This window comes from Curtobacterium luteum, from assembly GCF_014646995.1.
Lineage (GTDB): Bacteria > Actinomycetota > Actinomycetes > Actinomycetales > Microbacteriaceae > Curtobacterium > Curtobacterium luteum.
The window spans coordinates 121,947-147,911 of record NZ_BMOI01000001.1; the positions used below are offsets into that span (position 1 = coordinate 121,947).

The 25,965-nt window shown below is 73.0% G+C and carries 17 protein-coding genes and 1 pseudogene; 5 read left to right on the forward strand and 13 right to left on the reverse strand.

Going from position 1 to position 25,965, the window contains the following annotated elements:
* Positions 1-13: 13 nt before the first annotated feature.
* A complete protein-coding gene (locus IEY20_RS00530; RefSeq protein ID WP_175329055.1) occupies positions 14-1,255 on the forward strand; it encodes an amidohydrolase family protein in 1,242 nt (413 codons plus the stop codon).
* A 15-nt stretch (positions 1,256-1,270) separates the two neighbouring features.
* Here the strand turns inward: IEY20_RS00530 and IEY20_RS00535 are convergent, their stop codons facing one another.
* The 9 genes from IEY20_RS00535 to aroA all read right to left on the reverse strand — a co-directional run bounded on the left by IEY20_RS00535 (position 1,271) and on the right by aroA (position 13,696).
* Positions 1,271-1,903 carry an NUDIX domain-containing protein gene (locus IEY20_RS00535; RefSeq protein WP_175329056.1) on the reverse strand — a complete coding sequence of 211 codons (633 nt, stop codon included), beginning with the start codon at positions 1,901-1,903 and terminating at the stop codon, positions 1,271-1,273.
* A gap of 287 nt (positions 1,904-2,190) precedes the next feature.
* Entirely contained in the window at positions 2,191-2,904 is a 714-nt protein-coding gene (locus IEY20_RS00540; RefSeq protein ID WP_175329057.1) for a M50 family metallopeptidase, read from the reverse strand.
* Between the two features lie 185 nt (positions 2,905-3,089).
* On the reverse strand, positions 3,090-4,904 hold the full coding sequence (glmS, locus tag IEY20_RS00545) for a glutamine--fructose-6-phosphate transaminase (isomerizing) (protein WP_188888832.1): 1,815 nt from the start codon (positions 4,902-4,904) through the stop codon (positions 3,090-3,092).
* Between the two features lie 406 nt (positions 4,905-5,310).
* The gene (locus tag IEY20_RS00550; RefSeq protein ID WP_175329059.1) at positions 5,311-8,010 is read right to left on the reverse strand and encodes an AAA family ATPase; all 2,700 of its coding nucleotides are present in this window, start codon (positions 8,008-8,010) and stop codon (positions 5,311-5,313) included.
* A gap of 614 nt (positions 8,011-8,624) precedes the next feature.
* Entirely contained in the window at positions 8,625-9,407 is a 783-nt protein-coding gene (locus IEY20_RS00555; protein ID WP_175329060.1) for an inositol monophosphatase family protein, read from the reverse strand.
* Positions 9,408-9,458: 51 nt separating this feature from the next.
* The gene (locus IEY20_RS00560; RefSeq protein ID WP_175329061.1) at positions 9,459-10,016 is read right to left on the reverse strand and encodes an ABC-2 transporter permease; all 558 of its coding nucleotides are present in this window, start codon (positions 10,014-10,016) and stop codon (positions 9,459-9,461) included.
* Between the two features lie 612 nt (positions 10,017-10,628).
* A complete protein-coding gene (locus tag IEY20_RS00565) occupies positions 10,629-10,865 on the reverse strand; it encodes a hypothetical protein (RefSeq protein ID WP_175329062.1) in 237 nt (78 codons plus the stop codon).
* 408 nt (positions 10,866-11,273) lie between these two features.
* The gene (gene rsgA / locus IEY20_RS00570) at positions 11,274-12,314 is read right to left on the reverse strand and encodes a ribosome small subunit-dependent GTPase A (RefSeq protein ID WP_175329063.1); all 1,041 of its coding nucleotides are present in this window, start codon (positions 12,312-12,314) and stop codon (positions 11,274-11,276) included.
* Positions 12,311-13,696, reverse strand: a complete 1,386-nt coding sequence (gene aroA, locus IEY20_RS00575) for a 3-phosphoshikimate 1-carboxyvinyltransferase (protein ID WP_188888834.1) — start codon at positions 13,694-13,696, stop codon at positions 12,311-12,313. The genes rsgA and aroA overlap by 4 nt, the downstream gene beginning before the upstream one ends.
* Positions 13,697-13,810: 114 nt before the next feature.
* On the opposite strand from aroA, the gene IEY20_RS00580 reads away from it, so the two are divergent.
* The 3 genes from IEY20_RS00580 to IEY20_RS00590 all read left to right on the forward strand — a co-directional run bounded on the left by IEY20_RS00580 (position 13,811) and on the right by IEY20_RS00590 (position 15,361).
* Positions 13,811-14,620, forward strand: a complete 810-nt coding sequence (locus IEY20_RS00580; RefSeq protein ID WP_175329065.1) for a sigma-70 family RNA polymerase sigma factor — start codon at positions 13,811-13,813, stop codon at positions 14,618-14,620.
* The gene (locus IEY20_RS00585; protein ID WP_022902600.1) at positions 14,617-14,859 is read left to right on the forward strand and encodes a zf-HC2 domain-containing protein; all 243 of its coding nucleotides are present in this window, start codon (positions 14,617-14,619) and stop codon (positions 14,857-14,859) included. The genes IEY20_RS00580 and IEY20_RS00585 overlap by 4 nt, the downstream gene beginning before the upstream one ends.
* Before the next feature lie 61 nt (positions 14,860-14,920).
* The gene (locus IEY20_RS00590; protein ID WP_175329066.1) at positions 14,921-15,361 is read left to right on the forward strand and encodes a GNAT family N-acetyltransferase; all 441 of its coding nucleotides are present in this window, start codon (positions 14,921-14,923) and stop codon (positions 15,359-15,361) included.
* A gap of 213 nt (positions 15,362-15,574) precedes the next feature.
* On the opposite strand, the gene IEY20_RS00595 is transcribed toward IEY20_RS00590, so the two are convergent.
* Positions 15,575-19,372 (reverse strand): multifunctional oxoglutarate decarboxylase/oxoglutarate dehydrogenase thiamine pyrophosphate-binding subunit/dihydrolipoyllysine-residue succinyltransferase subunit, encoded by a 3,798-nt coding sequence (locus tag IEY20_RS00595; protein ID WP_175329067.1) that lies wholly within the window; start codon positions 19,370-19,372, stop codon positions 15,575-15,577.
* Between the two features lie 253 nt (positions 19,373-19,625).
* Here IEY20_RS00595 and guaB1 point away from each other — a divergent pair, with 253 nt between their 5' ends.
* Entirely contained in the window at positions 19,626-21,065 is a 1,440-nt protein-coding gene (gene guaB1, locus IEY20_RS00600; protein WP_175329068.1) for a GMP reductase, read from the forward strand.
* Positions 21,066-21,227: 162 nt separating this feature from the next.
* On the opposite strand, the gene IEY20_RS00605 is transcribed toward guaB1, so the two are convergent.
* From IEY20_RS00605 to IEY20_RS00615, 3 genes and pseudogenes are all read right to left on the reverse strand, one after another.
* Positions 21,228-22,310, reverse strand: coding sequence for a hemolysin family protein (locus IEY20_RS00605; RefSeq protein WP_175329069.1), 1,083 nt, complete (start codon positions 22,308-22,310; stop codon positions 21,228-21,230).
* Positions 22,307-23,776: pseudogene (locus tag IEY20_RS00610) on the reverse strand (hemolysin family protein). Before IEY20_RS00610 ends, IEY20_RS00605 begins: the two are co-directional and overlap by 4 nt.
* 202 nt (positions 23,777-23,978) lie before the next feature.
* On the reverse strand, positions 23,979-25,940 hold the full coding sequence (locus IEY20_RS00615; protein ID WP_188888836.1) for a hypothetical protein: 1,962 nt from the start codon (positions 25,938-25,940) through the stop codon (positions 23,979-23,981).
* Between the last annotated feature and the right edge of the window lie 25 nt (positions 25,941-25,965).

Genomic DNA, 25,965 nt, shown 5'->3' on the forward strand with positions numbered 1-25,965 from the left:
CCAGGCTGGTCGCATGCTCCGCGACGACGTCGACCTGGTCCTCCGCTCCGTCCGCCCGTGGGGAGGTGACCCGGCCGACGTGCACATCGCAGGGGACCGGATCGTCGCGGTGGAGCCGAGCGGGGTCGGCGGGGGCGTGCGGTCCGTCGGGTCGATCGCGGCTGCGGGGGTGACGGTTGTCGACGGCTCCGGGCTGCTCGCGCTGCCCGGCCTCGTCAACGCCCACGCGCACGTCGACAAGAGCTGGTGGGGCCGGCCGTGGGAGTCGTACGGCGGCGAGGGCGGCACCCAGGGCCGCATCGCACACGAGCGTGCCCGTCGCGACGCACTCGGCATCCCCGGCGTCGACGTCGCCACCCGGGTGCTCCGCGAGGGGCTCCGGACCGGCACCACGCGCGTCCGGACCCACGTCGACGTCGACCTCGGCGTCGGCCTCCGCGGGGTCCACGCGGTGCAGGCGGCGGCCGAGGCACTCGACGGCGCCGTGGAGGTGTCGATCGTGGCCTTCCCGCAGGACGGGGTCCTCCGCCGACCCGGCGTGCTCGACCTCCTCCGGCAGGCGGCGCTCGCCGGGGTCGCGCACGTCGGCGGCCTCGACCCGTCGCTCATCGACCGTGATCCGGTCGGCCAGCTCGACGGCCTGTTCGCGATCGCGGCGGACACCGGCTGCGGGATCGACCTGCACCTGCACGAACCGGCGGACCTCGGCGCGTTCGCGATCGACCTCGTGCTCGACCGGGTGGAGCGGGACGGGATCGCTCCCGGGAAGGTGAACATCGCGCACGGCTTCGCCGTCGTGGACGTCGACCCGGTCCGGCGCCGCGACCTGCTCGAACGGATGGCGGGCCTCGGCGTCACGATGACGACCGTCGCACCGCTGCGGATGCGCCAGCTCCCGTTGCACGAGTTCGACGAGGCAGGGGTCCGGTTCGGGTTCGGGACGGACGGGATCCGCGACCTGTGGAGCCCCTACGGCGACGGCGACCTGCTCGGGATCGCGTGGCAGTACGCGCGGGCCGGGGGAATGGTGCGGGACGAGGACCTCCGTCGGGTGGTCGAGATCGCGTCGCGGGACGGCGCCGCGTTCGTCACGGACGAGGTGCACGACCTGGTGCCGGGGGCTCGGGCGGACGTGGTGCTCGTCGATGCGGAGAACCCGATGGACGCACTCGTTCGGCGGGTCCCGCGGGCGCTCGTGGTCGCCGGTGGGCAGGTCATCGATCCGGTGGCGTTGGAGCAGCACCCCTGGGAGTGAGCCTGCGTGCGTGGGTCAGTCGTCGCGGGAGGCAGCGGGTGCTGTGCTGCGGCCGGCTTCGCGCACTGCGGTGCGCGCGGCGTCGCGTGCTGCCTCGCGCGCGGCGTCGCGTGCTGTCTCGCGTGCCGCGAGCAGCCGGTGTGGGAACGTCGACGGGACCGCGTCCGGGAGCGCCTCGACGGGGAACCACCGGACGTCGTCGCTCTCGTCGCTGACCGCGGTCGCCGCTGACGGGTCCTCCGGGTCGACCAGCGCGACGAAGCCGACGTCCCAGTGCGCGGCGCAGATCCCGAACCCGCTGTGCAGGTCGTGCCGGTCGACGTCGACGACGCTGCCGTCGAGCAGCTCGAGACCGGCGATCCCGGACTCCTCACGTGCCTCTCGGCGGGCGGCGGCCGCAAGGGAGGTGTCCTGCGGCTCGAGGTGGCCGCCGACCTGCACCCAGAACCCGCCCTTCCGGTGCAGGCAGAGCAGGGTCCGCTCGAGGTCGGGGGAGAACACGAAGCACGAGGCGGTGAGGTGCTCCGGGCCGCCCTCGCGCCGGAGTGCTGCGTCACCGTGTTGCTCGACGAACCGGCGTGCCGCGGGGACCCCGGGCACGTCGTCGGGCGTCCGGGCGAGGGCGGTCGTCACGTCGTCGAGGCGCATCCGGCCATCGTGGCAGGCCGACGGCGGCCGTAGGGGAAAGGCGGCCGGGTTCCGGGCGGTTCCCGGGTGCGTCGGACGGGGTGGGCGGGTTCCGGGCGGTTCCCGGGTGCTCGGACGGGGCGGGCGGTACGACATCGCCGTCGTCGTGCGACAGCGTCGTCGTCGTCGCAGCGCGTGTGCAACTGTTGCGGACGGGCACAGACGACATCGCCGTCGTCGTGCGACAGCGGACGTGTCGTTCGACAGCCGTCCCGGCACCGGCACCCCCGCCCCGCCCGCCGGGCGCGTCAGACCAGCGCGCGGACCCCCGCGGCGACGGCCTCCCACGACTCGGCGAGCGGTACCCGTGCGAGCCACACCGCCACGGCGTTCACCGCGACGAACAGCACGAACCACAGCGACGCCGGCACCCGCATCTCGGCCGCAGCGATGTGGAAGTCCGTCTGGACCCGGGCACCGGTGAGCAGCCACCGTGCGACCTGCACCACCGACCGCAGGCCGTCCACCACGAAGAGCGCCCCGACGGCCGCGACGACGAGCACCGTGGCGTCCGACGGCCGGACCGCGACCCACAGCGCGAGCGCGTCGAAGCCGACCACCACGAGCAGCCCGAACCAGTTCCGCACGAACAGCAGTGCGACGACGCCGACCACGCCGAGCACGACGACCGGCAGCCACCGCGACCCGTGCAGCACACCGGTCACGAGCAACACCCCGGCCCAGAGCGGCGCACTGTAGCCGGCGTACAGGTTGAGGACGCGCACGAGCCAGCGGATCGCGCCCGGCACGCGGCCGAGCTGGACCCAGGCCTCGCCGGAGCCGTCCGGGTGCAGGTCGATGCGGCGGATCTGCCCGCCGAACGGCACCACGACGACGACGTGGCCAACCTCGTGCACGATCGTCGCGGCGATGCGGGCGGCCCGGCCGACGACCGGGACGAACGGCAGGGCGGCCCCGACGAGCAGGGCGACGAAGACGAGGGGCGGGGCTGCGGTGGTCAAGCGACCAGCATGGCAGCCCCGCCCGAGGAGCGGGCCCACCGCCAGGGCCCCGGGGGGGAACGGTCAGCGACCCGACAGGGGTCAGGTGGAGAGCGCCCAGACGACGACCGCGGCGGTCGCGACGATCGTCAGTCCGGCGAGGACGGCGAGGAACACCGTCAGGCGGTTCACGGGCCGGTGCCTGGCTATTCGACCGTCACCGACTTCGCGAGGTTCCGGGGCTTGTCGACGTCGCACCCGAGCTGGAGCGCGAGTTCGCGGGCGAGCATCTGCAGCGGCACGACCGCCTCGAGCGGCCCCCACGGCGCGGTGCTCGCGCCCCAGGTGAGGCCACCGGTCGCGCGGCCGGCGAGCGCGGGGATGTCCGAGCCCTCGCCGCCGATGGTGATGACGAAGCCGCCACGGGCCCGCACCTCGGCGATGTTCGCCTGCATCCGGTGCTCGCCGTGGTCGACCACGACGACCGGGGTGCCCTCGTCGACGAGCGCGAGCGGTCCGTGCTTGAGGTCGCCGGCGGGGTACGCCTCGGCCCACCGGTAGCTCAGCTCCTTGAGCTTGAGCGCGCCCTCCGCCGCGTACGCCAGACCCTGGCCGCGGCCGAGGAACAGGAAGCCGGACGCCTTCCGGACGTTCGCGACCAGGAGCGGGATGCGGTCGGCTGCGACCGGCGCCGCGTGCTCGACGCGGGCCGGCAGTTCGGAGAGCTCGGCGACGAGCGCGGCGGCACGGGCGGTCCCGATCCGGCCGGAGGCCACCATCGCGGAGATCATCGCCGCGACGCCGACGACGACCTGCGCGGTGAACGTCTTCGTCGCCGCGACTCCGACCTCGGGGCCGGCGTGGCAGTCGAGCACCGCGTCCGCCCGGCGGGCGAGCGACGAGTGCAGGTTGTTCGTGAGCGCGAGCACCGGGTGCCTGTCGTCGAAGCGGTCGAGCGCCCGGAGCACGTCGGCGGTCTCGCCCGACTGGCTGATCGCGACGACGAGCGTGCCCGGGCCGAGCACGACCTGGTCCGCCTCGCTCGCCACCACGATGTCCGTCGGGACCCCGCCGATGCCGCGCAGTGCGGTCGCGATCACGTGCCCGGCGTTCAGGGAGGTGCCGCACGCGACGACGGCGAGCCGGTGGAACCCGGGTAGTCCGAGTCCGATCCACATGCTGCCGTCGACCGCACGACGGGCGACCCGCTCGAGGATCGAGCTGACGACGGCCGGCTGCTCCTCGATCTCCTTCGCCATGTGGTCCGGGTGGTCGCCGAGGTCGAGGGCGGCCGCGGCGAACGGCGACGGCGTGGGGAAGGGGACCGGGACCGTCACACCGCCGGACGACCAGGTCCACGCCTCGCTCAGCTCGACGACGTCGCCGTCGCGGAGCGCCACGAAGGTCTCGCACCACTCGGCGATCGCGCCGATGTCGCTCGCCACGAAGTCGCCGCGGGCCGACCGTGCGACCACGAGCGGCGACCGGTCGGCGGCGACGACCATCCGGCCGTCGCGGGCGTCGAGGACGACGATCGCCCACGACCCTTCGAGCTGTGCGGTCGCGATCTGCACCGCGAGCATGAGGTCCGGGTCGACCGCGAGGGCGCGCTCGACGAGGTGCGCGATGACCTCCGAGTCGACGTCGGAGCGGAACACGTGGCCCTGGCGTTCGAGCGTCGCGCGGAGCTCGTCGGCGTTCTCCACGATGCCGTTGTGCACGACGCTCACGCGGCCGCCGCAGTCCGCGTGCGGGTGCGCGTTCGCCTCCCGCACGGCACCGTGGGTCGCCCAGCGGGTGTGGCCGATGCCGATCCCGGTCAGTGCGTCGCCGGACCGTGCGGCGACGAGCGTCCGGAGGTCGCCGACCCGGGACACCGAGCGGATCGTCTCGGTGCGGCCGGAGGCGGTCCGGACCGCGATGCCGGCGGAGTCGTAGCCGCGGTACTCGAGTCGCTCGAGGCCGTCGAGCAGGTAGGGGCTCGCGTCGTCACTGACGCGGGCCGCGATGATGCCGCACATCGGGCGTCCCTTCGGGTCGGGAACTGCAGGGGTGGTGCTCGGGGGAACGGCACCGACCGCCGTCGGGTCAGCCGCGCGCTCGGTCCGCCGGCTCGGGGGCCGCCGCCCGTCCTCGGATCAGGCGAGGACGGACGACGGCGGTCTCAGGGCCGACGGTTCGGGTATCGAACGGGGTACCGCGGACGGGCTCCGGGAGGAGCACGGCGGTCGGTGCAGGAGAAGCGTCACCCGCGGACGGGGGCGGGGCAACACCCGTCGACCGCTCTTGCGGTTCCCCGCGCGGGGCCCGCACCGCGGGTGCGACACTGCGGGACCCCGCATCCACGCAACCCGGGAACGGACGGGAGGCCCGGTACCAGCTGGTACCGGGCCTCCCGTCCGATGCGTGGTCGCGTCGCGACCGCGATCAGGTGAGCAGCGCCACGAGGTGCGAGCGCGAGCGCGCGCCCACCTTGCGGTAGATCTGCGTGAGCCGCAGCTCCACCGTGCGCTGCGACATGAAGAGCGACGAGGCGATCTCGCGGTTGCGGTAGCCCTCCGTCACCTTCTGCACCACGGCGCGTTCCTCGGCGGTCAGCGACGTCAGCGCTGCGGACGCGTCCGGCGCGCTCCGCGGTGTGCCGGGCTGCGGCGCCGAGCCCGTCGGGCCGGACCGGAGGAGCGAACCGCCGAACGACGGCATCGCGACCGACGGGGCGGGCGTGACGAGCGGACGCCGGAGGCCGGCGGCCTCGTACGCGGCCGCCGCTGCGGCGCCGAGCCGCGGACGCTCGGTGGCCGTGCCGACCGCGGCGAGTGCCGCGAAGGTGCGAGCCCGCTCGTACTGCGAGTCGTGCGGCTGGAACAGCTCCAGCGCGCGACGCCTCGCGGTCTCGCGCGTCGTGTCGTCCGCGACGAGCGCCAGGCTCCGCGCGAGGACCAGCGCGCCCCAGCGCGACGGCCGGGAGTGGTGGTCCGCGGCCAGCCGGGCGGTGATCGCCCGCGCGTCGTCGATCCGGCCGAGGCGTGCGTACGCCTCCACCAGGTCTCCGAGGTGCCGGAGCACGGCGGGGTTCCGCAGGGAACGGCCGATGGCGTCGGCCGCCTCGAGGCTGACGGCGGCCTCCTCGAGCCGACCGTCGAGCAGCAGGACCCGACCACGGAACGCGTGCAGCTTCGCCGTCGCGCCCCAGAGCCGGTTCGTGGAGCGCTGCGCGAGGCAGCGGTCCAGCACGTCGAGCGCCTCCGAGGAACGACCCTCCGCGAAGTGGCGCCAGGCGATCGCGATCACCCGCGAGGGCTCTCGGAACCGCTCGGACGCCGCGGAACCGGCCTCCCAGACGTCGATCGCGCGGAGCGCCTGCCGGAAGTTCCCGGAGCGCACCTCGTTCTCGGCGGACAGGTAGCGGGCCGCTTCCGTCCACACGAGCGGCGTCTGCGGACCCCGGGCGAGGACCAGTGCGAAGACCCGACGGGCGCTGCGGTAGCGCTCACCGATGCTCAGGGCGTGGGCGAGCAGCAGCAGGGCGGCGTCGGACATGCCCGTCAACACGGCGGCCGAGAGCCCGTCGTGCAGGTCCGCGTCCGCCGGGAGGGTCCCGTCGACGGCGGCGATGAGCTCGCGGGCCGTCGCCGTGATCTCCAGCGTGTGCGCGGAGGCCGAGTCGAGGAAGGGCTCGGCGCGGGCCAGGAGGTCCCGCGCTTGGTCGAGCTCCCACACCTCGGCGCGGAAGCACGCCACGGTCGCGAGCAGGCCCGCGACGGCGTCGGTCTCCACCGGGTCGCCGGCGTCGACCGGCAGGAGCAGCTCGTCCGCGTGCACAGCGTCGCCGCTGAGGAACTCGACGGAGTACTGCAGGCGCAGCCGGCGGACCTCGGTGGTCGTCTCGCGGAACGGTCGGATCGCGGCGAGGTACCGTGCGGCGGCGCTGAGGAGCCGGTTCGCCAGCATGACCTCGGCGACGCCGAGCAGCGCCTCGTGCTCGTCCGCGGTGCCGCCCCCGACGAGCAGGGCTCGCTCGGTGAGGGACGTCGCCGCGGTGGTGTTGCCGTCCACGACGTACGACCGCGCGGCCCGGAGCAGCGCGACGGCGTCGGGGACGTCGTCCACGAAGCTGCGGTGCCAGGCGTGGGCTCGTGCGTCCGTGTCCGCCGTGACCTCCGCCAGGGCGGTGTGGGCGGCCCGGCGCTCCCGGGAGGGCGTCCGCCAGTACAACGACGAGCGGACGAGGGGGTTCGCGACCTCCACGTGCTGCCCCCGCACGGCGACGAGTCCCGCGTCCGCGAGGTCGTCGAGTGCGTCGCGGTCCCACGTGGCGGCCTTGGCCGTCGGGACCAGCGCGAGCCGAGCGAGGACGTCCAGATCGCGTCCCGCAGCGGCGTCGAGCACGGTCGCGGCGATCGCTTCCGTCGTCTTGGTGGGGCGGAGCGGCAGTACGAGCGGCTCGGTGCCGATCAGCTGACCGCGGGTGAGGCTCGCGAGCTGTTCGCGCAGTACGCCGGGGTTGCCTCCGGTCTCCTGCGCGAGGATCGCGAGGACACCGTCGTTCGCGTCGTCCGGAGCCGTGCTGCGGGCGAGCGTCAGGGCGACGTCCTCGCTGAGCGGTTCGAGCCGCAGCGCGGGCAGCGCCGCGAGCGGGCCGTCGGCGGGGACGGTGCGGACGGACGCGACCACACGCAGTGCGGTCCCTGCCAGTCGGCCGGCGAGGAACGCGATGAGCTCCTGGCTCTCCACGTCCATCCGGTCGAGGTCGTCGATGAGGACGACCGTCGGCGGCAGGGTGAGCGTGTGCACGGCTTCGAGGAAGTCGTGCGCAGCGGCGAGGCCGGCGCGTTCGGGGACCTGACCACCGGTGGAGCCCGCCTGCAGCAGGTGGGCGATGTGCGCGGTGGCGCGGGGGTCGTCCAGGGCGGTGAACAGTGCGGTCACGCCGGCCAGGGGCCAGTGGGACTCACTCCCGTTCACACCGACGCGGACGACGGGGAGGGAGACGCGGTGAGCCACCGCGTCGAGGACGCTGCTGCGCCCGGAACCAGGGTCGCCGACGACGACCATCGCGGACTCCCGAGGGAGCATTGCGAGGGTCGCGATCCGGTCGACCTCGAGACGGCGACCGGTGAGTGCCATGACTCACCGGCCTCCGGGTCCGGAGACGGATGCTGCGACGGACGGGCGCGCGGAGGCGGACCGGACGGAGGCGTGGCGGGTGACCGCGCCGGTGACCGGACGTGCGAGAGCTTCGTGGTTGGAATGCGGACGAGTGAGGGTGCACTCGGTTCCGCTCGGGAACGATGATGTCATCGTCTGTATCACCCCTCGGGTTAGGGTCTTCGACGAACTGGCACCGGGTCGCGTTCCGTGCCGGATCTAGGGAATCCGAGACGTCACCTGACCTGGCGTCTCGTTGACAGTAACCCAGGTCCCGGCGAGGTGGACCGGTCGTTCCCGACGTTTTCTCCCTTCGACTGCCCCCAGTCCGGGGGGCGGCGTCGCGGTCGCGGGGGCTGGCCACGGGACACGTGCCGGGCGTTCGGGGTACACCGTCGTCCTGACCGCGACGGGGGCGGTCGGTGGCGGACGCCCGGGCGCCCGGGCGCCCGGCGGTGGCGTCCTCACGAGTCCCGGTCGAGCGGGGTACGCGCGGGTGTCGGATGCCGTCCTGCGGAGGGGTCGGCGCGAGGGGCTGCCGTCGGGGTACCCGGATGCGCGATGTGCGTTCTTCGGATCGCCCCGCGGTGCCGTCAGCGACGGATGACGTCGACGACGGCGTCGTGCACGAGGCCGTTCGACGCGAGCGCACTGCCGTGCCACGGTCCGGGATCGCCGTCGAGGGAGGTGAACCGTCCGCCGGCCTCCTCGACGATCGGGACGAGCGCGGCGATGTCCCACTGCTTAAGGTCGGGTTCGCCCGCGACGTCGAGCACACCCTCCGCGACCATCATGTACGGCCACATGTCGCCGTAGGCCCGGGTGCGCCAGACCTTCCGTGACAGCGCGACGAGCGGCTCGAGCCGGTCGTCCTCGTCCCACTGCTGGATGCTGTTGTAGCTGAGGCTCGCGTCGGCGAGGTCCGCCACCCCGGAGACGTGCAGCGGGCCGTCGAACGAGTGCGCACCGAGACCCTCGGCCGCCCACCAACGCTTGCCGAGCGCGGGAGCGCTGACGACACCGAGCACCGGCCGACCGTCGACGGCGAGGGCGATCAGCGTCGCCCAGACCGGCACGCCGCGGAGGTAGTTCGCCGTGCCGTCGATCGGGTCCACGACCCACTGGCGGTGTCCTTCGCTGACGGCCTCGCCGCCCGCGTCCGCGGTCGTCTCCTCGCCGAGGAACGCGTCGTCCGGGCGTTCCGTCGCCAGGCGGTCGCGGATGGCCCGCTCCACCGCCTGGTCGCCGTCCGTGACGTGGGTGCTGTCGGCCTTCTTCGACACGTGCAGGTCGGCGGCGCGGAACCGTTCGAGGCTGATCGCGTCGGCGGTGTCGGCGAGGGAGCGGGCGAAGTCCAGGTCGGCGCTGAGGTCCACGCGTCGAGCGTAGCGCTCGGGTGCGGCACGCCGGGATGGGATGCGGGGGTGTCAGGCGGCGACCACCTCGTCCTCCTCCTGCGCGGAGACGGCGCGTTCGCGGGCGATGCGGGTCCGCCGGGCGACCAGGCCGTGCACGACGACGCAGAGCAGGACCGCGGCGGCCAGCCAGAGCGCGAGCACGAGGCTCGGACGCCCGAGGGACGCGTCCGGGAAGTACTGGAGGTCTTGGGCGGCCCGGAGCCACGCAGCACCGCTCCAGAAGCTGTTCAGCGCCGCGAAGAACCCGGGCTGGAACGCCGGCTGGAAGATGCCGCCGGAACTGGTGAAGTTGAGCATCACGAACAGCATCGTGAGGATCGGCGTGGTCCACCGTCCGAGGACGGGGTGCAGACCGACGCCGAGGGCCACGATGATCGCGTCGTACAGCCACGCGAACAGGAACACCTCCCACCGGTGCGTCGTGACCACGCCGTACACCGGGCCGGCGACGACGATGCCGATGCCGGCGACGACGCCCGCGGTGACGATCCCCACCACGGTCGTCCAGAACGGCCGGAGGCGTGCGGCGACCGCGGCGACCGCGATGGCCGATGCGTAGCCGCCCACGCTGAGGCCGACCAGGAGGAAGAACAGCCCCTGCCCCGTCGAGTCCTGCTCGCCGGCGGGACGACGTCCACCACGCGGAACGGCAGGTGCTGCCGGAACGCGATGGGCATGAAGACCTTCTGCGCGGCGGTCGCGGTGGTCTCGGACGCCGCGGTCGAGACGTAGAGGGTCGCGCCGCTCGTCGTCGGGGCGTAGACCGCCGCGAGCTCGCGGTCGCGGACCTGCTGTTCGGCGCGGTCGGTGGAGGTCACGACGTGCGCGACGAGGGCGCCGTCGGACTGGTCCGTGACGGTCTGCGCGAACACCTGCGTGGCCGCACCCTGGCCGACGATGCCGACGGGGAGGTCGTGCGGCGTCGGGGCGTGGAACGCGCCGAGGTACGCGAGGCCCATGCCGGCGGCGAGGAACAGCGGGACCAGGGTGTGCGAGGCGAAGTGCCGGAGGGTCGCGCCGAGGCCGTCGGGACGGAGGACGCCGTTGCCCGGGGAGCGGCGCGGTGGCTTCGGGGCGGCGTGGGTCGCCGCGGTGTGCGCCGCGGGTGCGTGCGGCGCGGACACGTGGGGGGACGGGGCGTCGACCGTGCTGGCCGGCGCAAAGTTGTACTTTGCAACTTCAGACACGTGGGGCAACGGTACACCGCCACCGCGGCGCGGTGATGGCAGCGGCGGCGTCGGCGGCGGCGGCGTCGGTGGTGGCGGCGGCGTCGTCGGTGGTGGCGTCGGCGGCGGCGGCGTCGGTGGTGGTGGCGTCGGTGGTGGCGGGCGGATGCCGGTATCCCCTCGGCGGTCGCGGCCCCGGGCGTCCCCTCGGCGGTCGCGACACCCCGCGTCCGCGGCGTCGAGTGGTCACGACGCGTCGGTGCGGCGCCGGCGGAGCGACCGTTCGTGACCGCGCGGGGTACCTGAGCGGGGAGTCGTGACCGCGCCGGGCGCAGCCCCGACGTCGCCGAGGGCTGGTCCCCGGCGTCGTCGTGCACGCGTCCGACGGCGTGGGTGGGGGCGGCCGCGGATCCCGGCGTCCGCTCGGCGGTCGCGACACCCCGCGTCCGCGGCGTCGAGTGGTCACGACGCGTCGGTGCGGCGCCGGCGGAGCGACCGTTCGTGACCGCGCGGGGGGCCTGAGCGGGGAGTCGTGACCCTCCGGAGTCGGCGACGTCCGACGGGAAGCCAGGCGCCGACGGGAAGCCAGGCGCCGACCGGAAGCCAGGCGCGCGCTGCCCGCCAGCCGCCAGCCGCCCGCCAGCCACCCGCCGCAGGCCTACTCCTGCCCGGGGTCCTCCGCGCCCATCCCGGTGAGCAGCGCCCGGAAGGAGTCCAGCCGCTCGACGCCCGTCGGGCCGAGCTCGCCGTCCGCCACCCGGTCGACGATCTCCCAGTCGTGGGCCTGCGACAACGGGATGCCGTCGGCCGGCTCGCGCACGGGGACCGCGTGCGCCGCGAACGCCCGGAAGACGTTCGCGGGGTCGACGTGGCCGAGACCGAACGACCGGACGCCCGGCGTGTCGATGATCCAGCCGCCGTCCCGCACCCGCAGCGCGATCGAGGACGACGACGTGTGGCGCCCCCGTCCGGTGACGGCGTTGACGTGTCCGGTCGCCCGGGTCGCCCCGGTGATGGCGTTCACGAGCGTCGACTTGCCCACGCCGGAGTGGCCGACGGTCACCGTGACCTTCTCGTCCAGGACGTCGTGGAGCGCTGCGAAGGGCACGTCGTCCGAGCGGCTCGTCACGATCCGCAGCGAGAGGCAGGCGAAGTGCTCCAGGAACGGCGCGGGGTCGGCGAGGTCGGTCTTCGTGATGCAGAGGACCGGGTCGAGGCCGGCGTCGAACGCGGCCACGAGGTACCGGTCGATCAGCCGGGTGCGCGGTTCCGGGTCGGCCGCGGCGACGACGATGAGCATCTGGTCGGCGTTCGCCACGATCACCCGCTCGACCTCGTCGGTGTCGTCGGCGCTCCGCCGGAGCAGCGTCGTGCGTTCGGCGACCTTGACGATCCGTGCGAGGGACCCCGGTTCGCCGGAGGTGTCGCCGACGAGCGACACGTGGTCGCCCGTGACCACGGACTTCTTCCCGAGCTCCCGGGCCTTGGTGGCCGTGATCACCGCGTCCCCGACGAGCACGCCGAAGCGCCCGCGGTCGACGTTCGTCACCCAGCCGGCCGTCGCGTCCTCGTGCGTCGGTCGGACCTTCGTGCGCGGCCGGTTGCCCTTCGGGTTCGGACGGATCCGGACCCGCGACTCGTAGTCGCCGTAGGGCTCGTCCTCGCCGTCGTCTCCGTCGGCGTCGTCCCACCAGCTCACGGAGCGGCCCCCGGGGAGCCGGCGGTCGCGACGAGCTCCGCCCACAGCTGCGGGAACTGGGGGAGGGTCTTCGCGGTCGAGCCGCTGTCGTCGACGGCGACGCCGTCGACGACGAGGCCGACCACGGCACCGGCGGTCGCCATCCGGTGGTCGTCGTACGCGGCCCACGCCGCGCCGTGGAGCGGGGCCGGCTCGATCCGCAGGCCGTCGTCGAGTTCGCGCACCGCGCCTCCCGTCCGGTTCAGGTCCGCAGCGAGCGCGGCGAGCCGGTCCGTCTCGTGTCCACGCAGGTGACCGATCCCGGTGACCTCGCTCGGTCCGTCGGCGAGGGCCGCGAGCGCGACGAGCGCCGGCGCGAGCTCGCCGCCGCGCGTGAGGTCGAGGTCGACGCCCGGCAGGGGGGCACCACCCGCCACCCCGAGCCCGCCGTCGAACACGAGGTCGTCGCCGTCCCTCGTGACGGTCGCGCCCCACAGGGGCAGGAGCGTCTCGAGGTCGGCACCCACCTGGGTCGTCTCGGTCGGCCAGGTGCGGATGCGGACGGAGCCGCCCGCGACGAGCGCGGCCACCGCGAACGGTGCGGCGTTGGACAGGTCGGGTTCGATCGTGACGTCCCGCGCGGCGATGGGACCCGGGTGCACGACCCACTCGCCGACGGCCGGCTGGTCGACGCGGACACCCCGCGCGCGCAGGACCTCGACGGTCATGTCGATGTGCGGCAGGCTCGGCAGCCGCTCGCCCGCGTGCACGAGGTGCAGGCCCTCGGTGAAGCGCGGCGCGGACAGCAGCAGGCCGGAGACGAACTGCGAGGACGCGGACGCGTCGATCGTCAGCGAGCCGCCGCGGACCGCACCGGTGCCCGTGAAGGAGAAGGGCATCGCGCCGTCGCCGTCGTCGGTGACGTCCACCCCGAGGTCGACGAGCGCCTGGATGATCGCGCCCATCGGACGCTTCCGGGCGTACGGGTCGCCGTCGATCGTGACCGGGCCGGTCGCCAGCGCCGCGAGCGGGGGCAGGAAGCGCATCACGGTGCCGGCGAGGCCGCAGTCCACCCGGACGTCGCCGCGCATCGGTGCCGGGGTGATCCGGAGGTCCGGTCCGTACGGGTTCGGCACACCTGGCGCTCCGTCCGTGCCGGGCGCCGGAGGGAGCTCCTCGATCCCGACCCCGAGCTGCCGGAGGCCGGCGATCATCAGGGCCGAGTCCCGCGAGTGCAGCGGCAGCCGGATGGTCGAGGGGCCGTCGGCGAGGGCGGCCAGGACGAGCTCCCGGTTCGTCAGCGACTTCGACCCCGGCAGCGCGACGTCGCCGCGGAGCGGGCCCCGTGCGCGCGGGGCGGTCCAGGGAGCAGGAGCCTGGTGGGAATGCGTCGTGGCAGCCATCGGTTCACCAGGGTACTGAATCCACCGGGAGGATCCTTGGCGACAGCAACACTGACGCGCGAGCGGACGCACCTGCCCGTCGCGGTCACCACGCTCGGCCTAGACTCGGCCGTGATGACCACCGACGAACCGCAGGCAGCACCGCACGACGTCACCGGGCCGCACGGCGCGGCGGCGCACGACGTGGCGGCTCCGCACGACCTCGTCGCGGCGACCGAGGCGCAGCTCGACGCGGTCGAGGAGGAGGACGAGGTCCTCGCCGACGAGACCACCGTGTCCGAGAGCGAGCTCCGGTCGCTGTTCGAGACCCAGGCGCTGCCGTTCATGGACCAGCTGTACGGTGCGGCGATGCGGATGACCCGCAACCCCGCCGACGCGTCGGACCTCGTGCAGGAGACCTTCGTCAAGGCGTTCGCGGCCTTCCGGCAGTTCCGGCAGGGCACGAACCTCAAGGCGTGGTTGTACCGCATCCTCACGAACACGTTCATCAACACGTACCGCAAGAACCAGCGGAACCCGTACCAGGGCACGATCGACGAGCTCGAGGACTGGCAGCTCGGCGGTGCGGAGAGCGTCACGCAGTCGATCTCCGCGCGCTCGGCCGAGGCGGACGCCATCGACCACCTGCCGTCGTCCGCGGTCAAGGACGCCCTGCAGGCGATCCCCGAGGACTTCCGGATGGCCGTGTACTTCGCGGACGTCGAGGGCTTCTCGTACCAGGAGATCGCCGACATCATGAAGACCCCCGTGGGGACGGTCATGAGCCGCCTCCACCGTGGCCGCCGCCTCCTCCGGGGGCTGCTGGCGGACCACGCCCGCGAGACCGGCATCGTCCCGGACGCAGCGTCGACGGCGACGATGCGCGGACGCGGCCGGAAGCCAGTTGCGACCTCGGGTCGCGTCGAAGGGAAGGAAGCGCGATGAGCGGCTGCGACTGCTCGAAGGCGAAGGCGGAGCTCGAGGAGTTCCTGCACGGCGAGCTCTGCCGTGAGGACGCGGCGGACATCCGTGAGCACATGGAGGGCTGCGAGGACTGCACGACCGAGCACCGCGTCGGCGTCGTCCTCATCGAGACAGTCCGACGTGCCTGCAAGGAGACCGCGCCGGAACAGCTCCGCGCCGAGGTCCTCGCGCGCATCCGCGTGGAGCAGGCCACCCACTGACCCCGCCACGGGTGCGGTCGGCGTGTCGTCACACGCCCACCGCGCTCGGTAGGGTCGCCGCATGACCCTTCTCGTCGAGTCGATCACCACCTGGTCCGACACGGACGTCGCCGACGTCACCGCGCTCGTCCGGCTGCTCGGCCACGACGTCGCTCCGGCGGGCATGCGTGCCCGGCTCGAGCGGCTGACGCCGGAGGCCGGACACCGCACCTGGCTGGTGCGCGGTGACGACGGTCGCGTGGCTGCGGTCGCCGGGGCGCAGCTCACCTGGGCCTACGTCTCGGACGAGCCGACGGCGCAGCTGCTGCTGCTCGTCGTCGACCCGACGGCCAGGAGGAACGGCACCGGTTCTGCGCTCCTCGGCACGTTCGAGACGTGGGCGGCCGAGCAGGGTGCGCGTCGCCTCAGCCCCGTGAGTGCGGCCGCGACGGACAGTGCGCACCGGTTCTACCAGAAGCGCGGGTACCACGAGGCGGGGGTCCGGTACACCCGCATCGTGTAGGCCCGACGGGCTGCGCTGCGCGTCCGGACGGCTGGCGCTGCGCTGCGAGTCCCGACGGCTGGCGCTGCGCTGCGCGTCCGGACGGCTGCGCCGTGAGCGCTCCGCCCCCCGTACGCACATCGCGCCCCGTCGGGACGGGGCGCGATGTTCGTGCGGGGCGCGAGCTGCGTCGCGTGCGGCTGTGCGTCGCGTGCGGCTGGGCGTCGCGTGCGGCTAGCCGAGGGCCCGGCGGATGACCTCGCTGGCCTCCTGCGCCGAGCGCTTCGACGAACCCGTGGCGGGTGCGGCACTCGCCGGACGCGACGCCACCGACAGCGGCCGGCCCTGCAGGTGCGGCGACAGGTTCATGCACACGAACGGCCAGGCGCCCTGGTTCTCGGGTTCTTCCTGCGCCCAGACGACCTCGGCGTCCGGGTAGCGGCCGAGCACCTCGAGGATCCGCTCGAGCGGCAGCGGCGCGAGCTGCTCGAGCCGGACGAGTGCGACGTCCGTGCGGGCCGACTTCTCGACCTCGGCGCGGAGGTCGTGGTGGACCTTGCCCGAGTGCAGCACCACCCGGCGCACGGCACCGGTGTCGAGCTGCCGGTCGTCGTCGAGCACCTCCTGGAACGTGCCGCTCGTGAAGGCCTCGACCGGGCTCGTCGCCTGGCGCAGTCGGAGCATCGCCTTCGGGGTGAACACCACGAGGGGCTTCTGCGGACGCTCCCACGCCTGCCGACGGAGCAGGTGGAACCACGACGCCGGCGTCGACGGGCGCGCGATCACCATGTTGTCCTCGGCGAAGAGCTGCAGGTAGCGCTCGATGCGTGCCGACGAGTGGTCCGGTCCCTGGCCCTCGTAGCCGTGGGGGAGCAGGAGCACCAGTCCGGAGCGCTGTCCCCACTTCTGCTCGGCGGACGAGATGAACTCGTCGATCACGGTCTGGGCGCCGTTCGCGAAGTCGCCGAACTGCGCCTCCCAGAGCACGAGGGCCTCGGGACGCTCGACCGAGTAGCCGTACTCGAACGCCATGGCCGCGTACTCGCTCAGCAGCGAGTCGTAGATCGTGAAGCGCGCCTGGTCCTCGGTCAGGTTCGCGAGCGGCAGCCACTCCTGGCCGTTGACGCGGTCGTGGAACACCGCCTGCCGCTGCACGAAGGTCCCGCGGCGGGCGTCCTGCCCGGCGAGCCGGACGGGCTTGCCCTCGACGAGCACCGACCCGATCGCCATGAGCTCCGCCATCGCCCAGTCGATGCCGCCGTTCCGCGTCATGTCGGTGCGCTTGGACAGGAGCTGCTGGAGCTTCGGGTGGATGGAGAAGCCTGCCGGCGGGTTGCTGTGCGCGTCGCCGATCATCCGGACGAGTTCCTCGGACACGGCGGTCTCGTGGACGTCGACCTCGGAGTCGTCGCGCTGCGCGGCCGGACGCTCGAGACCGTTCACCGCGCCGTCGTCGTCGCCCGTGATGACCGGGATCGTGCCGGTCTGTGCCTCGTGCGTCTCGGCGAAGGCACGCTCCAGGCGGTCCTGGAAGTCGCGGTGCGCCTCGTCGTACTCCTCCTGCGTGATGTCGCCGCGGCCGACGAGCGCCTCGGTGTAGAGCGTGCGGACGGAGCGCTTCGCCTCGATGAGGTTGTACATGAGCGGCTGGGTCATCGAAGGGTCGTCGCCCTCGTTGTGCCCCCGGCGGCGGTAGCAGATGAGGTCGATGACGACGTCGCGGTGGAACTCCTCGCGGTAGGCGAAGGCGAGCTCCGCGACGCGGGAGACGGCCTCGGGGTCGTCGCCGTTCACGTGGAAGATCGGCGCCTGGATCGTCTTCGCGACGTCGGTGGAGTACACCGAGCTGCGCGCCGACTCCGGCGGGGTCGTGAAGCCGACCTGGTTGTTGATGACCAGGTGGACCGTGCCGCCGGTGCGGTAGCCGCGGAGCTGCGACATCTGCAGCGTCTCGACCACGACGCCCTGGCCGGCCATCGCCGCGTCGCCGTGCACGAGCACCGGCAGGACGTTCGTCGAGCCCGGGCCCTGCTTGTCCTGCTTCGCGCGGACGATGCCCTCGAGCACGCCGTCGACGGCCTCGAGGTGCGACGGGTTCGCGGCGATCGTCACGGGGATCGCGGTGCCGTCGCTCGCGCGGAAGACGCCCTCGGTGCCGACGTGGTACTTCACGTCACCCGAGCCCTGGCCGGAGACCGAGCCCGGCAGCGACGAGCCCTCGAACTCACGGAAGATCTGCCCGTACGTCTTGCCGGCGATGTTCGTCAGGACGTTGAGGCGACCGCGGTGGGCCATGCCGATCGCGACCTCCCGGAGCCCGGCGCCGGCGGCATGCTGGATGAGGGTGTCGAGGAACGCGATCGTCGACTCGCCGCCCTCGAGCGAGAACCGCTTCTGCCCGACGTACTTCGTCTGCAGGAAGGTCTCGAACGCCTCGGCCTCGTTGAGCTTGCCGAGGACGCGGAGCTGCTCCTCCTTGGACGGCTTCGCGTACGGGACCTCGATGTGGGACTGCATCCACCGACGCTGTTCCGGGTCCTGGATGTGCATGTACTCGACGCCGGTGGTGCGACAGTACGCGTCCCGAAGGATGCCGAGCACGTCGCGCAGCGGTGCGTTCGTGGTGCCGGCCAGTCCGCCGGTGACGAACTCGCGGTCGAGGTCCCAGAAGGTCAGCCCGTGGTTCTCGATCTCGAGGTCGGGGTGGGTGCGCTGGCGGTACTCGAGCGGGTCGATGTCCGCCATGAGGTGGCCGCGGACCCGGAAGCTGTTGATGAGCTCCTGCACGCGCGAGGTCTTGTTGACGCGGTGCGCGAGGTCGACGTTGATGTCGGTCGCCCACTGGATGGGCTTGTACGGGATGCGGAGTGCCGCGAAGATGCCCTCGTAGAAGCCGTGCCCGCCGATGAGTCGCTCGTGCACCTTCTTGAGGTACTCGCCCGAGCCGGCGCCCTGGATCACCCGGTGGTCGTAGGTGCTCGTCAGCGTGATGGTCTTGCCGATGCCGAGCTCGACGAGGGTCTTCTCCGCGGAGCCCTGGAACTGCGCCGGGTACTCGAGCGCTCCGGCGCCGATGATGCAGCCCTGCCCCTTGGTGAGGCGCGGGACCGAGTGCACGGTGCCGATGCCGCCGGGGTTCGTCAGCGAGATCGTCGTCCCCTGGAAGTCGGCCGGCGTGAGCTTGTTGTCGCGGGCACGCTTGACGAGGTCCTCGTAGGCGGAGAGGAACTGCCCGAACGTCAGGGTCTCGGCGCGCTTGATGCTCGGGACGAGGAGTGACCGGCTGCCGTCCTTCTTCGGGACGTCGATCGCGATCCCGAGGTTCACGTGCGCCGGTTCGACCAGGAACGGCTTGCCGTCGCGCTCCTCGTAGAAGACGTTCTGGCTCGGGAACTCCTTGATCGCCTGGACCATCGCCCAGCCGATCAGGTGGGTGAACGAGATCTTGCCGCCGCGGGCACGCCGCAGGTGGTTGTTGATAACGATGCGGTTGTCGATCATGAGCTTCGCCGGGATGGTCCGGACGCTCGTCGCGGTCGGGACGGTCAGCGACGCGTCCATGTTCGACGCGAGGGTCTTCGCCATGCCCCGGAGCGGGGTCGCCACGTCCTCGTGGGTCTCCTCGTGCTCGTCGGCGGCGTCGTTCGCCTCCGCGGGGATCGGCTGCGGGGCGGGCTGGCGCGAGGTGGTGCGCGCCTGGATCGGGCCGGACTTGGCCTCGGCGGGGGCGTCGCCGGTGGCGGGCTGCTGCGTGCTCGACTGCGTTGCGGGCGCGGTGCCCGACGGCGCGGGTGCGGCCGAGGCAGGCGTGCCCTGGGCGGACGTGGACGGAGCCGGCGTGGATGCTGCGGGGGCGGACGGAGCAGACCCCTGCCCGGTCTGCGAGCGGTGGAACTTCTCGAGGACCGGCCACCAGGACTCGTCGACCGAGCTCTTGTCCGCGACGAACTGCTCGTAGAGCTCGTCGACGAGCCACTCGTTCGCCCCGAAGTCGCCCGCGGTCTCGTCAGTTCCGGTCAGATGGCTCGACACAGCCGATCGCCCACTCTCCGTCGATAGATGCTCGTGTGTGTCGTACGCAGCAACCCTGCTGCCGTACTGCCAGAGAGCCTAGCCGCTCCCGGATGACCGTTCGGTGACCGCCGGACGTGATTCGCGCCTCCCGTCCGGGGCTCGCGCGTGTCGCGCGGGCGCGGCCCGACAGCCGGTCCCGACGGGGCAGGACCGCGGTCCCGACGGGGCCGGACACCGGTCCGCGTGCCCTGTGCCGCCGTACAGTGGCCCCATGAGGTTCTACGAGACGCGGCCGACGCACGACCTGACCTACTCCGACGTCTTCCTCGTCCCCAGCCGGTCCGGGGTGACGAGTCGCTTCGACGTGGACCTCGCCGCGAACGACGGCTCCGGCGCGACGATCCCGATCATCAGCGCGAACATGAACTCCGTCACGGGGCCGCGCCTCGCCGCGACGCTCGCCCGGCGCGGTGGCCTCGGCGTCCTGCCCCAGGACATGCACCTGCAGGACCTCGACGCCGCGATCCGCTGGGTGAAGGACCAGCCCGTGGCCTTCGACACCGCCTACGACCTCGGGGCCGACACCACGGTCGCCGAGGCCCTCGAGCAGCTGCTCCCGGTCGCCGGGCGTGGTGTGGTCGTGCGGGACGGCCGCGGCGAGTACCTCGGTTGCGTCCCGGCGACCCGACTGGGCACCGCCGGCCCCGACGCGACCCTGGGCGACCTGCTGCACGGCGCGTCCACCGGCATCGACGCCGAGGACGCCGGCACCTCCCGGCACGTCTACGACGTCCTGACCGCGGCGGAGGTCGACTTCGCACCCGTCACCCGCCACGGCCGCGTCGTCGGAACGACGAGCCCCACGAGCGCGATCCGCTCCGACATCTACACGCCTGCCGTCGACGCCGACGGTCGCCTGCGGGTGGCCGCAGCGCTCGGCATCAACGGCGACGTCGCCGCGAAGGCGAAGGCCCTCGCCGCCGCGGGCGTCGACGTGCTCGTCCTCGACACCGCGCACGGTCACCAGGAGGGCATGCTCCGCGCGCTCGACACGGTGGCGTCGCTCGACCTCGGCATCCCGCTCGTCGCGGGCAACGTCGTCACCGCCGACGCCGTCGCGCACCTCGTCGGCGCGGGCGCGTCGATCATCAAGGTCGGCGTCGGCCCGGGCGCGATGTGCACGACGCGCATGATGACCGCGGTGGGCCGGCCGCAGTTCTCCGCGGTCCTCGAGACCGCTGCCGCGGCGAAGTCGCTCGGCGCCCACGTCTGGGCCGACGGTGGGGTCCGCTACCCGCGCGACGTCGCGCTCGCGCTGGCCGCCGGGGCCTCGGCCGTGATGATCGGCTCGTGGTTCGCGGGCACCCTCGAGGCACCCGGCGTCCTGCGCCGCGACGCGGCGGGCAAGGCCTACAAGGAGAGCTGGGGCATGGCGAGCGCCAAGGCCGTGCGCGAGCGGTTCGAGCGCCTCGACCCGTACGAGCGCGCACGGAAGGCGCTCTTCGCCGAGGGCATCTCGTCGTCGACGATCTACCTCGACCCGGAGCGGCCGAGCGTCGAGGACCTCCTCGACATGATCACCACGGGCATCCGCAGCTCCGCGACCTACGCGGGGGCGTCGTCGCTCGCCGAGTTCCACGAGCGCGCCCTCGTCGGCATCCAGTCGGCCGCCGGCTACGAGGAAGGCAAGCCGCTGCCCGTCAGCTGGTAGCGCCGGCCGCTCCCGAGACTCGGGTCAGCAGGACCGAGTCTCGGTCCCAGCGACAGTTCTCGCGCTCGTCAGCGCGAGTCCTGTCGCTCACGTCGAGTCTCGGGTCGCGACCCCAGGACGGACGGGAGGCGCGGTGCCAGCTGGCACCGCGCCTCCCGTCCGTCAGCGGCGTCGCGTCGCGTCCTCCACCTCGCCGACGAGTTCCTCGAGGATGTCCTCGAGGAACAGGACGCCGAGCGTGCGACCCTCCGCGTCGAACGCGCGGGCCACGTGGCGGCCGGCGCCGCGCATGGTCGCGAGGGCGTCCTCGAGGTCGGTCTCGGTGTACAGCGAGATGAGCTGCCGGATGCGCTTCGGCGGCACCGGGTCGTCGTACTCGTCGGGGCGGAGGTCGATGACGTCCTTCACGTGCACGTAGCCCGTGGGGGAGCCGTCCTCGCCGACGAGCACGTACCGCGAGAAGCCGCGCTGCGCGACCGCTCGCTCGACGTCGCCGGGGGTGGCGTCCTCCGGCAGGGTGACGAGCTCCGCCATCGGCACGGCGACGTCGCGGACCTGCTTCTCGGTGAACTCGAACGCCATCCGGAGGGTCCCGCCGTCGTCGACCAGCGTGCCCTCACGGCGGGACTGCTCGACGATGGTCTGCACCTCCTCCACGGTGAAGGCGCTGACCGCCTCGTCCTTCGGCTCGACCCCGAACAGGCGCAGGACGCCGTTCGCGGCCTCGTTCAGGCCGACGACGACCCAGTGCAGGCCGTGGCCGATGTACCAGAGCGTCGGGACGAGCATGAGCGCGGCGCGGTCGGGCATCGAGAACGAGATGTTCTTCGGGACCATCTCGCCGAACACGACGTGCAGGAACGACACGAGCAGCAGCGTGAACACGAACGCCACGACGCCGATGACCTCGACGCTCCAGCCGGTCAGGTGCAGCGGGCCCTCGAGCAGGTGGTGGATCGCCGGCTCGGACACGTTGAGGATGAGCAGCGAGCAGACCGTGATGCCGAGCTGGGTGGTGGCGAGCATGCGCGTGGCGTGCTCCATCGCCCAGAGCGTCATCTGCGCCGCCTTCGACCCGGCCTCGGCACGCGGCTCGATCTGCGAGCGTCGGGCGGAGATCACGGCGAACTCGGCCGCGACGAAGTAGGCGTTGCCGAGCAGGAGGACGACGAGCCAGAAGATGCCCCACCAGTCGGAGGTCGTCGAGGCGGACCCTCCGGCGGCGAGCACGGTGACGGGGATCATCGGGTGCCGCCCTTCGCGGAGGTGTCGTCCACGGTCGGGGTCGACCGGGTCGCGGGGATGATGATGCCGGTCGCGGGGGACTGCGAGGTCTTCCGGCGACCGGCCGTGCGCGACGCGGTCGACGTCGACGCGGTGGGTGCCGACTCGGCGGCCGCCACGGCGGGCTCCGGCGCGGTCGGTGTCCAGCGGATGCGGTCGACGCGGCGGCCGTCGAGGCGCTCGACGCGGAACACACCCCCGTCGATCGCCACCTCGTCACCGACGACCGGCAGGCGACCGAGCGTCGACATGATGAACCCGCCGACGGTCTCGTAGGCGCCGTCCTCCGGCACCGTGACCCCTGCGCGGTCCTCGAGCTCGTCGGGGCGGAGGAGTCCGGGGAAGGTCAGCCAGCCGCGGGACCGGACGACGTCGATGCGGAGCCGGTCGTGTTCGTCGGACACCTCGCCGACGAGCTCCTCGACGAGGTCCTCGAGCGTGACGACCCCGGCGGTGCCGCCGTACTCGTCGACGACGATCACCATCTGGTAGCCGCGGCTGCGGACCTCGGCGAGCAGGGCGTCACCGGGCATGGTCTAGGGCACGCGCTCGGCGTCCGTCATGAGTGCGCCGACCGGGACCTCGGGACGCTTCTCGCGGGGCACGGCGACGGCCTGCTTGACGTGCACGATGCCGACGACGTCGTCCGCGTCCTCCTCGATGACGGGGAAGCGGCTGAACCCGGTCCGCCGGGTGAGGGCGATGACGTCCTCGGCCGAGTCCGACACCCGGATGGTCGAGAGCCGGGGCCGCGGGGTCATGACCTCGCCGGCGTCGAGCTCCGAGAACGAGATCGTCCGTTGGAGGAGCGTCGCGGTGTCCTGTTCGAGCGAGCCCTCGGACGCCGAGCGGCGGAGGAGCGAGGTGAGCTCCTCGGCGCTGCGCGCGCCCGAGAGCTCCTCCTGCGGCTCGATGCCCATCGCCCGCAGGACGGCGTTCGCGGTGCCGTTGAGCACGGCCACGGCGGGCTTGAACACGGTCGTGAACGCGATCTGCAGCGGGACGACGAGCTTCGCGGTCTGCAGCGGCAGCGCGAGGGCGAAGTTCTTCGGCACGAGCTCGCCGAGGATCATCGACAGCAGGGTGGCGATGACGAGCGCGACGATCGACCCGACCGTCTCGACGACGGTCTCCGGCAACGCGAGCGCGAGGAAGGGCGCTTCGAGCAGCGTGGCGATCGAGGGCTCGAGCAGGTAGCCCGTGAGCAGCGTCGTCAGGGTGATGCCGAGCTGCGCGCTGGACAGGTGCGTCGAGGTGACCTTGAGCGCACCGATGACCGGTGCGAGGCCGGTCTCGCCGCGGTCGCGCCGAGCCTCGACGTCGGCGCGGTCGAGGTTCACGAGCGCGAACTCGGACGCGACGAAGACCCCCGTGCCGAGGGTCAGCAGGATCCCGCCGATCAGCATGACGACGTCGATCGGACTCATTCTTCACCTCCCGGAACGTGCGGGGAGGGGCTGCTCACTGTGTGAGCGGCGGATGAGTGGGAGGGCGAAGATGCGTTCGGAGGATCGTCCACAGTGCTGACCATCGTACTGCGTCGGGGGTGTCGGAGCCGTGAGGACGTACAGGTGCGGGTCGTGCGGCCCGCGGGGACCGCACGACCCGTGGCACCGGTCCGGGACCGGCTCAGCGCGCCGTGAACTCGAGCCGGTAGTCGTTGTGCCCCTGGGCGTCGAGGAGGAAACGGTGCGTGCCCGCTCCGACCCGGAAGTCGAAGAACGCGTCGAAGGTGCCCGGGATGAGATCGAACCGTCCGATGGTCGCCCCGGACTCGTCGTGCACGACGGGGAAGTCGTACGCCGGTCCCACGGCGCGGACGGTGCCGTCCGCGTCACGGTCGACGGTCGAGAAGTTGACCGGCGTGTCCGGACCGCGGAAGAGGTCTTGCGTGACGACGTCGTTCGAGAAGGTCCGCGTCACCCGTTCGCCGTCGGGCCCGACGAGCGTCGAGGTCGTGACGCCCCACACGGTCGAGGTGTCGTACGGCACCTCGAGCGTCCAGGTGTTGTCCGGTCCGACGACGGCGGTCTCCGGGCGGCCCTCCAGCCGGACCGTTCCCCCGGCCCGACCCGTCCCGGCGTACACCACGGGGTCGTAGCCGGCGAGGACGCCGAGGCGCTCGACGGGTGCCGTGACGGAGAACGTGTCCGTCGCCGTCGGACGCGCGGTCGTGGTCCACGACCGGCGCGCGTCCGTCCCGTCGGCGCGGCGGACCGTCACGGTCTGCGGGCCGGTGCCGGTCAGCCGGGTCAGGAAGCGCCATGTGCCGTCGGCCCCGATGACGGTCCGCTGGGTCGTGCTCGAGTCGGGTCCGAGGACGATGCGCTCGCCCGCCGGGCCGGTTCCCTCGACCATCACGTAGTTGCCTGGCATCGCCGGACCGGACGAGCCGGCCACCGGGGACGTGATCGCGAACTGCTGTGCGGCGGGGTCGCCGACGCGGACCTCGACCGTCGACGTGGCGCTGCCGTACTCGCCGCCCGCACGCACCGAGACCGCTCCCGCGGTGCTGGCGTCGAACGCCGTCGTGAAGGACCAGGTGCCGTCCGACAGCACGCGGGCCTGGCCGTCGGCCGGCGTGCCGCCCACCGACAGGTCGACGAGGGCTCCGGGGATGCCCCGTCCGGTGAAGGTCACGAAGCGGTCGGTCGTGACCACCGCGCCGGCAGCGGGCGACTCGATGGTGAAGGCGTCGTCAGCGGCCGCCAGCGTGAAGCGCGGTGTCGGTGTCCCGCAGGTCGGGGCGCACGCCGTGGCAGCGACCTCGTACCGGTTCGGGAACACGACGTCGTCGTCGTCGAGCGGGAGGTTCCAGAGCGCGTCCGTCCCGACCGTCGCGGTCTTCGTGACCGCTCGACCGGAGGCGGTGTCACGCAGCACGACGCGAGCAGTCGACCCCGGCAGCCCGGTCCCGCCGATCGCCGGGAGGTCGCCGCCGTACTCGACCGTGGTGTCGTCGGCCGTCGGGTGCGTCACGGCGAACACGGGGTCCGGGCCGACGGGGATCGACCAGTGTCCGTCCGCGGCGACCGCACCGCTCACGACGTGGTCGTCGAAGGTGAGCGAGACGTCGGACCCCGGCTCTCCGGTACCCGTCGCGGTGAACGGCACGTCCACACCGCCCGCGCCGTCGGCCGGGCTGGTGATCGTGACGGCGTCGCCGAAGTCGGCGTCGACCGTCGTGGACGGTCCGGCCGCGTCGGACACCTGGAACGCGTGCTCCCCGGAGAGGTGCTCGGCAGGCACAGGGATCCGGAACGCACCGGACGGGTCGGCGGTCGCTGCGACCCCGGTGAGGTCCGTGTCCGTGGACGTCACGGTGACCCGGTCGCCCGGCGTGGTGCTGCCCTCGACCACGAGCTCACGCGACCGGTCGGGCAGGAACGTCGCGACCGCGTGCAACGGCGGGGCGGCACGGGGGAGCGGCGCCGCCTGGGCTGCGCCGCTCCGCGCGGTCGCGGTCGCGGTCGTGGTCGGCTGGGCCGCGACGGCACCCGTCACCGAGGTCGCCGACAGCGCTCCGCCGACGATGCACGCCACCACGACAGCGAGACGACCGTGCTGCACACGGATGAGGGGGTGGGACAACTGGGCTCCTTGCTCGAGGTGAAGT

Coding starts and splice junctions, on each gene's coding strand:
- IEY20_RS00580 (WP_175329065.1), top strand. CDS start 13,811: ATGACCACCGACGAACCGCAGGCAGCACCGCACGACGTCACCGGGCCG.
- IEY20_RS00550 (WP_175329059.1), bottom strand. CDS start 8,010: ATGGCACTCACCGGTCGCCGTCTCGAGGTCGACCGGATCGCGACCCTC.
- glmS (WP_188888832.1), bottom strand. CDS start 4,904: ATGTGCGGCATCATCGCGGCCCGCGTCAGTGACGACGCGAGCCCCTAC.
- IEY20_RS00585 (WP_022902600.1), top strand. CDS start 14,617: ATGAGCGGCTGCGACTGCTCGAAGGCGAAGGCGGAGCTCGAGGAGTTC.
- aroA (WP_188888834.1), bottom strand. CDS start 13,696: ATGGCTGCCACGACGCATTCCCACCAGGCTCCTGCTCCCTGGACCGCC.
- IEY20_RS00605 (WP_175329069.1), bottom strand. CDS start 22,310: ATGATCCCCGTCACCGTGCTCGCCGCCGGAGGGTCCGCCTCGACGACC.
- IEY20_RS00590 (WP_175329066.1), top strand. CDS start 14,921: ATGACCCTTCTCGTCGAGTCGATCACCACCTGGTCCGACACGGACGTC.
- guaB1 (WP_175329068.1), top strand. CDS start 19,626: ATGAGGTTCTACGAGACGCGGCCGACGCACGACCTGACCTACTCCGAC.
- IEY20_RS00530 (WP_175329055.1), top strand. CDS start 14: ATGCTCCGCGACGACGTCGACCTGGTCCTCCGCTCCGTCCGCCCGTGG.
- IEY20_RS00535 (WP_175329056.1), bottom strand. CDS start 1,903: ATGCGCCTCGACGACGTGACGACCGCCCTCGCCCGGACGCCCGACGAC.